Below are 7,049 nucleotides of genomic sequence, written 5' to 3' on the forward strand. Positions count from 1 at the left end.
GGCTGGGGGAGGGCGGCGGGCGGGAAACCCCCAACCGCAACGACAACGGCGCCGCACCTGCACATGGACGCCCCGACCGTGTCAAGCCACGAAATGAAGGGGCGTGACCGGGAGCGGGCACGCACCGCCTACTGGAGGGAGTCCAGATAAGCGGGCCGCACAGGCGGCCTCCGCCCGAGGGGAACTCCCATGCCGCACAAGATCCTGACCCGCCGCTTCTTCGCGCTCGCCGCCGCCTCCGCCTTCGTGACGGGTGGCGCGCTGCTGCCCACGACCGCGTTCGCCGATGACTCCGGGTCGTACTCGACGCTCCTCCACACCGACGACATGAGCCAGGACGGTTCCGGCGGCTGGGACGCGGATCACTGGGACCCGGGCCGCGGTGACCACGACGGGGACGGCTACGGCGGCGGCATGGACACCGACGACGACTGGCGCACGCACCCCGTCTGCTTCGCCGCCCCCTGCGAGCTGTGAGGCCTACTGGGCCTCGGGGGCCGGTGCCCGGCCCCCGAGCGCAGCGAACTGCACCGCGAGGCCGTCGACGAGGGCGCGCAGGCCCGTCTCGAAGGCGCCCTCGTCCACCTGCTGCTGCCGTTCCGCGAGCAGGTGGGCCTGCCCGAGGTGCGGGTAGTCCGCCGGGTCGTACGCCGAGGGGTCGTCGACGAACCCCCGCGCGAAGGACCCCAGCGCAGACCCCGCCACGAAGTACCGCATGAGCGCGCCCACGCGGGTGGCGTGGGCCGGGGGCCATCCGGCGGCGGTCATGCCGCCGAAGACCGCGTCGGCCATGCGCAGGCCTGCCGGACGGCGGCCCGGGCCCTGCGCGAGGAACGGGACGATCTGGGGGTGGGCCGCGAGCGCGGCGCGGTAGGAGCGGGCCCAGGCGAGCAGGGCGTCGCGCCAGTCGCGGCCGTCGTCGAACATGGAGAGGTCGACCTCGCCGACGACCGCGTCGGCGACCGCGTCCAGGATCCCGTCCTTGGTCGTGAAGTGGTTGTACAGGCTCGGCCCGCTGACGCCGAGCTCCGCCGCGAGACGGCGCGTGGAGACGGCCTGCAGTCCCTCCCCGTCCACGAGCGCGAGTGCCGTGGCGACGATGCGTTCGCGGCTGAGCAGGGGCTTGCGGGGGCGGGCCATGCGGCACATAGTAGAGGCTGCCGCCAGGAAACTAGCAGTGATAATTTAAAGCCGAACCGAGGTGCGCCGTGAATCTTGAGCTGTCCGAGGAGCAGGCCGCGGTCCGCGCGCTGGCCGCCGAGTTCGCCGAGCGCGAGATCGTGCCGCACGCGGCCGCGTGGGACCGGGCGGAGGGCGTGGACCGGGGCATCGTCAAGAAGCTGGGTGCCGTGGGCTTCCTCGGGCTGACCATCCCGGAGGAGTATGGCGGCTCGGGCGGCGACCACCTGGCGTACTGCCTGGTCACCGAGGAGCTGGGGCGCGGGGACTCGTCCGTGCGGGGGATCGTCTCCGTCTCGCTCGGGCTGGTGGCGAAGTCCGTCGCCCACTGGGGCACGGAGGAGCAGAAGCGGGCCTGGCTGCCCCGGCTGGCCTCCGGCGAGGCGGTGGGCTGCTTCGGGCTGACCGAGCCCGGCACCGGCTCGGACGCCGGCAGCCTGACCACGCGGGCCCGGCGCGAGGGCGGCGACTACGTGATCAACGGCGCCAAGATGTTCATCACGAACGGCACCTGGGCGGACGTGGTCCTGCTCTTCGCCCGCACCAACGACCTCCCCGGCCACAAGGGCGTCAGCGCTTTCCTCGTGCCCACCGGCACCCCCGGCCTCTCCCGGCACGAGGTGCACGGGAAGCTGGGGCTGCGCGGCCAGGCCACGGCGGAGCTGGTGCTGGAGGACGTGCGCGTGCCGGCCTCGGCGATGCTCGGGCCGGAGGGGAAGGGCTTCTCGGTGGCGATGTCCGCCCTGGCCAAGGGCCGCATGTCGGTCGCCGCCGGGTGCGTGGGCATCGCGCAGGCGGCGCTGGACGCGGCCGTGGGCTACGCCAAGGACCGCGTGCAGTTCGGCAAGCCGATCGCCGCGCACCAGCTGGTGCAGGAGCTCCTCGCGGACATCGCCCTGGACGTGGACGCGGCCCGGCTGCTGACCTGGCGGGTCGCCGACCTCATCGACCGGGGCCGGCCCTTCGCGGCGGAGTCGTCCAAGGCGAAGCTCTTCGCGAGCGAGGCCGCGGTGCGCTGCGCCAACAACGCGCTGCAGGTCTTCGGCGGCTACGGCTACATCGACGAGTACCCCGTGGGCAAGCTGCTGCGGGACGCCCGCGTGATGACCCTCTACGAGGGCACGAGCCAGATCCAGAAACTGCTGATCGGCCGGGAGCTGACGGGGATCGCGGCCTTCTGACGGGGCCGCCCGGCGCCGACCGACCGCTCGGTATCTAAGCGCTTGCTCAGCGTCCATGTAGGGTGTCCGCCATGGACGTGGAGGCGGAGCAGTCGGAGCGGACCGAGGCGTGGACCGGCATCACCCCTGATGCCGCCAGGCGGCTGGTGATCGCCGCGGTCGAGGCGTTCGCGGAGCGCGGCTACCACGCGACGACCACGCGCGACATCGCGGGCCGGGCCGGCATGAGCCCCGCGGCGCTCTACATCCACTACAAGACCAAGGAAGAGCTGCTCTACCAGATCAGCGTGGTCGGGCACCGGCTCTCCCTCGGGCTGCTCCAGGACGCCGCGAACGGCGGGGGCGGCCCCGCCGAACGGCTGGCCACGGCCGTGCGCTCCTTCGTCCGCTGGCACGCGGAGCACCACACAACGGGCCGAGTCGTGCAGTACGAGCTCGGCGCCCTCGGCCCCGAGCACTACACCGAGGTGGTGGAGCTGCGCCGGGAGAGCGAGGCCGCGGTCCGCTCGGTCATCCACGACGGCGTGCAGGCCGGGGACTTCGACGTGCCGGACGTCTCCGGGACGACCGTCGCGCTGCTGTCGCTCTGCATCGACGTGGCCCGCTGGTTCAACCCCGGCGGGCGCCGGACGCCGGACGAGATCGGCGCGCTGTACGCCGATCTCGCCCTGCGCATGGTCGGGTACGCGCCCCGTCAGAGGTAGAAGCGGACGACCGTCTCGGCCACGCACACCGGCTTGTCGCCGCCCTCCCGCTCCACGGTGATCGCCACGACGAGCTGGGCACCGCCGGGCACCTCGCTCACCTCGGCGATCCGGCCGCCGGCCCGCAGCCGTGAGCCGACCGGCACGGGGGAGGGGAAACGGACCTTGTTCACGCCGTAGTTGACGCCCATCTTCACGCCCTCGACCCGCAGCAGCTCCGGGGTGAGGGACGGGATCAGCGACAGCGTCAGGTAGCCGTGCGCGATGGTGGTGCCGAAGGGGCCCTCGGCAGCCTTCTGCGGATCCACGTGGATCCACTGGTGGTCCCCGGTGGCGTCCGCGAACAGGTCGATCCGCTTCTGGTCGACCTCCAGCCAGCCGGTCGTCCCGAGGTCCTCCCCGATGGCGTCCTTCAGTTCGCCGACCGAGGTGAAGATCCTGGGCTGTCCCATGTCATGCCTCCCGTACTGTCCAAGCGCTTGCTCAGCATGGTCTCCGCGGAGGATCCGTGTCAACGCCCCGCACCCGGCGCGTATCAAGGGCCGTTCATCTGGTTTGTGACTATCTTTCATCTGCGTATGCCCCTGTTCGCGCCGGTGGAGGAGACGGAAGTGGCCGAGGCCCCCACGGAGACCAGCCCGTCCGACTGGCACCCGGTGGAGGTCCGAAGCGGCGGCCGCACCCCCTCCCCGGCGGCCGTCCGCACCGTCCTGCTGCGCCCCGCGACCTGGCCCCAGAGCTGGCTCGCCCTCGCCGTCTACTGGCTGGCCAGCCGGGTGGTCATGCTGGCCCTGCTGCGCAGCGGGCAGGGCGACATCGCCCGCGAGGTGCACTTCCTCTACCGCCACTGGAGCGAGGGCTTCACGCACGGGACCTTCCCCGTGGGCGACGTGACCTGGCAGTACCCGCCCGGGGCCGCGCTGGTGATGCTCGCCCCGGCGCTGCTGCCCGGGCTCAGCTACCTGCAGGGCTTCGTCCTGCTGTCGCTCGCCGCCGACGCCGTCGTCCTGCTCCTCCTGCTGCGGGCCGGGACCGGCCGGCCCGGACGCAGCACGGCCGGTGCCTGGCTGTGGGCGCTCGCCCTGCCGCTGCTGATGCAGCTGCCCTACGCCCGGTACGACCTGATGGTCACCGTCGTCGCCGTCGGCGCGCTGCTCGCGCTGCCCGCGCGGCCGCGGCTCGGCGGCGCGCTCGCCGGGCTCGCCGCCCTGATCAAGCTCTGGCCCGTGCTGACCGTGCTCGGCACCCCCCGCGGCCGGACCACCCGGCAGACCTGGACCGCGCTCGCCCTGTCCGCCGGCGGGCTGCTGCTGGTGCTGTGCACCGCGTTCCGCGGCGCCCTCGGCTTCCTGTCAGCGCAGCACCACCGCGGGGTCGAGATCGAGTCCCTCGGCGGCACCTTCCTGCACGTCGCCGAGATGTTCGGCTGGCCGGGGCGCGTGGTCGCGCACTACGGGTCGTTGGAGTTCACCGGCCCGTACGTCGCCGAGATCACCACCGCCTCCCTGCTGCTCACCGGGATCGCCCTGGTGTGGCTGCTGATGTGGCGCGTGAGGGCGGCCCGTTGGACCCCGGCCACGCCGTACGACGCGGCGCTGACCGCCGTGCTCCTGTTCACCGTCACCAGCCGGGTCATCAGCCCCCAGTACCTGGTCTGGCTGATCGGCCTCGGCGCGGTCTGCCTCACCATGCGGCAGACCACCCAACGGCCGGTCGCCGCGCTGGTGCTGCTCGCCACCGCCGTCACCACGGTCGACTACCCGCTGTTCTTCACGGACGTCACCGCCGTCACCTGGCAGGGCGCCGCCATCGTCGCCGTCCGCAACGCGCTGCTGGTCGCCGCCGCGCTCGTCTCCTGCGTCCGGCTGTGGCGGACCAGCGTCCCGCACCGCAAGTAGAGTCGGGACGTGGCGAGGATCCCGGGCGAGCACCGCGAACTGACCGTCGGCCAGCTGAGCGGGCGCAGCGGGGCCGCCGTCTCCGCGCTGCACTACTACGAGGCCCAGGGCCTGATCCGCAGCCGCCGCACAGCCGGCAACCAGCGCCGCTACGCCCGCGACACCCTGCGCCGCGTCGCCTTCATCCGGGCCTCCCAGCGGGTCGGCATGCCGCTCGCCGCGATCCGCGAGGCGCTGGACGGCCTGCCCGAGGGCCGCACCCCGGACCGGGCCGACTGGGCCCGGCTCTCCGCGGGCTGGCGGGCCGAACTCGACGCCCGCATCGACCGGCTCACCGCGCTCCGGGACAGCCTCGACGACTGCATCGGCTGCGGCTGCCTCTCCCTGGACCGCTGCGCCCTGTCCAACCCCGGCGACACGCTCGGCGACCAGGGACCGGGCGCGCGGCGGCTGCTCGGTACGGAGCCGCCGCCGCGCCCCGCCCCCGCTACCAGATCGCGGGCCTGCGGCCGGCCCACGGACGGGCCGCCTCCAGCTGCGCCGACAGCGAGATGAGCGTCGCCTCGTCCCCGTAACGGCCGCCGAACATCACACCGATCGGCAGCCCCTCCTCCGTCCAGTGCAACGGCACGTTCACGGCCGGCTGGCCGGTGGCGTTGAAGATCGGGGTGAACGGCGTGTAGACGGCCAGCCCCGCGAACTCCGCCGCCGGGTCGTCGTCGTCCCGCAGGCCCGCGCTCCCGACGAACGCCGGGGGCTGCGCCAGCGTCGGGGTCAGCACCAGGTCGTACGAGGACAGCAGCGCGTCCGCGATCAGCTGCCCCAGCGCCCGGAACGCGTACAGCGACGCCGCGAAGTCCGGGCCGCTCACCTTGCCGCCCTCGGCACGCAGGTGCCGCGTGAGCGGCATCAGCAGCTCCTCCTGTTCCGGCGCCACCGGGTAGACGGTGGCCATCACGCCCCACACCCGGGTGAAGGCGTGCAGGATCGCGTCGTCGACGGGCAGTTCGATCTCGTCCACCTGGTGTCCGAGCCCGCGCAGCAGTTCCGCGGTCCCCTCGTACGCGGCGCGGCAGTCCGGGTGCAGTTCGACCCCGGGCACGGGCGGCCGCGGCAGCCCCACCACGCGCAGCGCTCCCGGCTCACGGGTGACGTACGAGGAGAAGGACTCACCGGGCGGCAACGACGGCGCGCTGTACGGGTCGCCCGGCATCGGGCCCGCCAGGACGTCGAGCAGGGCCGCCGCGTCCGCGACCGTACGGGCTATCGGGCCGCTGCCGCTCAGACCGCTCACGTCGTGCTGCACCGGGCCCGCGCTGACCCTTCCGCGGCTGGGCTTGATGCCGAACAGTCCGCAGACGGAGGAGGGGATGCGGATCGAGCCGCCGCCGTCGCTGCCCTGCGCGACCGGCGCGAGCCCCGCGGCGACCGCGGCCGCCGCCCCGCCGCTGGAGCCGCCGGCGGACCGCTCCAGGTCCCACGGGGTGCGGGCGGGCGGGGCGAGCTTGTTCTCGGTGTAGCAGGGCAGCCCGAACTCCGGGGTGTTGGTCTTGCCCAGCAGGACCGTCCCGGCCGCGCGCAGTTTGGCGGCGACGTGGTCGTCGACGTCCGGCACGTGGTCGGCGTACGCCTGCGAGCCGAGGGTGCAGCGCACGCCGGCCACGAAGTTGAGGTCCTTGACCGGGACCGGGACGCCGTGCAGCGGCGACAGCTGCCCTTGGCGGTCCTCGCGGCGGGCCGCGAGCGCCTCCGACTCGGCGTCGGCGGCCTGCTTGCGGGCGATCTCCGGGGTCACGGTGATGAACGCCCCGAGGGTGTCGTTGTGCCGGTCGACGCGGTCCAGATAGTGCTCGGCGAGCTCTGTCGGGGAGACCTCCCCGGCCTTGATCGCGTTCCCCTGCTCCAGCGCCGTCAGATCGTGCAGCTCCGCCATGTGCCGGTCCCGTCCCGTCGCGCGAGGGTGTGCGTTGCCTGGGGTGGCATCGTCGCACCACGGCGGCGGGGTGTCAGTAGCGCGGTGTGTTCGTGGGGCCCGGGTGCCTCGTGTGCGGCGCCGCGGTTGTTGCTGTTGCGGTTTCTCCCCCGCC

8 protein-coding genes are annotated in these 7,049 nt (G+C 73.4%); 5 read left to right on the forward strand and 3 right to left on the reverse strand.

Features of this window, described 5'->3' with window-relative positions; all coding sequences use genetic code 11:
• The first annotated feature begins 189 nt into the window (after positions 1-189).
• Positions 190-477, forward strand: a complete 288-nt coding sequence (locus tag PV350_RS42930) for a hypothetical protein (RefSeq protein ID WP_499511017.1) — start codon at positions 190-192, stop codon at positions 475-477.
• A gap of 3 nt (positions 478-480) precedes the next feature.
• Here the strand turns inward: PV350_RS42930 and PV350_RS42935 are convergent, their stop codons facing one another.
• A complete protein-coding gene (locus tag PV350_RS42935; RefSeq protein WP_500338818.1) occupies positions 481-1,140 on the reverse strand; it encodes a TetR/AcrR family transcriptional regulator in 660 nt (219 codons plus the stop codon).
• Positions 1,141-1,208: 68 nt separating this feature from the next.
• Between PV350_RS42935 and PV350_RS42940 the strand changes: the two genes are divergently transcribed.
• The gene (locus PV350_RS42940) at positions 1,209-2,360 is read left to right on the forward strand and encodes an acyl-CoA dehydrogenase family protein (protein ID WP_499511015.1); all 1,152 of its coding nucleotides are present in this window, start codon (positions 1,209-1,211) and stop codon (positions 2,358-2,360) included.
• A 71-nt stretch (positions 2,361-2,431) separates the two neighbouring features.
• Positions 2,432-3,064, forward strand: a complete 633-nt coding sequence (locus tag PV350_RS42945; protein ID WP_499511014.1) for a TetR/AcrR family transcriptional regulator — start codon at positions 2,432-2,434, stop codon at positions 3,062-3,064.
• Here the strand turns inward: PV350_RS42945 and PV350_RS42950 are convergent.
• Positions 3,055-3,516, reverse strand: coding sequence for a MaoC family dehydratase (locus PV350_RS42950; RefSeq protein ID WP_499511013.1), 462 nt, complete (start codon positions 3,514-3,516; stop codon positions 3,055-3,057). The two genes, PV350_RS42945 and PV350_RS42950, sit on opposite strands and share 10 nt — an antisense overlap.
• A gap of 126 nt (positions 3,517-3,642) precedes the next feature.
• Here PV350_RS42950 and PV350_RS42955 point away from each other — a divergent pair, with 126 nt between their 5' ends.
• Entirely contained in the window at positions 3,643-4,962 is a 1,320-nt protein-coding gene (locus PV350_RS42955) for a glycosyltransferase 87 family protein (protein WP_500338820.1), read from the forward strand.
• Positions 4,963-4,971: 9 nt separating this feature from the next.
• Positions 4,972-5,517 (forward strand): redox-sensitive transcriptional activator SoxR, encoded by a 546-nt coding sequence (gene soxR, locus PV350_RS42960; RefSeq protein ID WP_499511011.1) that lies wholly within the window; start codon positions 4,972-4,974, stop codon positions 5,515-5,517.
• Here soxR and PV350_RS42965 read toward each other — a convergent pair.
• Positions 5,450-6,895 (reverse strand): amidase, encoded by a 1,446-nt coding sequence (locus PV350_RS42965; protein WP_499511010.1) that lies wholly within the window; start codon positions 6,893-6,895, stop codon positions 5,450-5,452. The two genes, soxR and PV350_RS42965, sit on opposite strands and share 68 nt — an antisense overlap.
• Positions 6,896-7,049 lie beyond the last annotated feature (154 nt).

The organism is Streptomyces sp. PA03-6a (assembly GCF_033792765.1).
Lineage (GTDB): Bacteria > Actinomycetota > Actinomycetes > Streptomycetales > Streptomycetaceae > Actinacidiphila.

What these genes read in the sequence shown, in the direction of transcription:
- PV350_RS42930 (WP_499511017.1), top strand. Translation starts at nt 190, where the DNA reads ATGCCGCACAAGATCCTGACCCGCCGCTTCTTCGCGCTCGCCGCCGCC.
- PV350_RS42935 (WP_500338818.1), bottom strand. Translation starts at nt 1,140, where the DNA reads ATGGCCCGCCCCCGCAAGCCCCTGCTCAGCCGCGAACGCATCGTCGCC.
- PV350_RS42945 (WP_499511014.1), top strand. Translation starts at nt 2,432, where the DNA reads ATGGACGTGGAGGCGGAGCAGTCGGAGCGGACCGAGGCGTGGACCGGC.
- PV350_RS42950 (WP_499511013.1), bottom strand. Translation starts at nt 3,516, where the DNA reads ATGGGACAGCCCAGGATCTTCACCTCGGTCGGCGAACTGAAGGACGCC.
- PV350_RS42955 (WP_500338820.1), top strand. Translation starts at nt 3,643, where the DNA reads ATGCCCCTGTTCGCGCCGGTGGAGGAGACGGAAGTGGCCGAGGCCCCC.
- PV350_RS42965 (WP_499511010.1), bottom strand. Translation starts at nt 6,895, where the DNA reads ATGGCGGAGCTGCACGATCTGACGGCGCTGGAGCAGGGGAACGCGATC.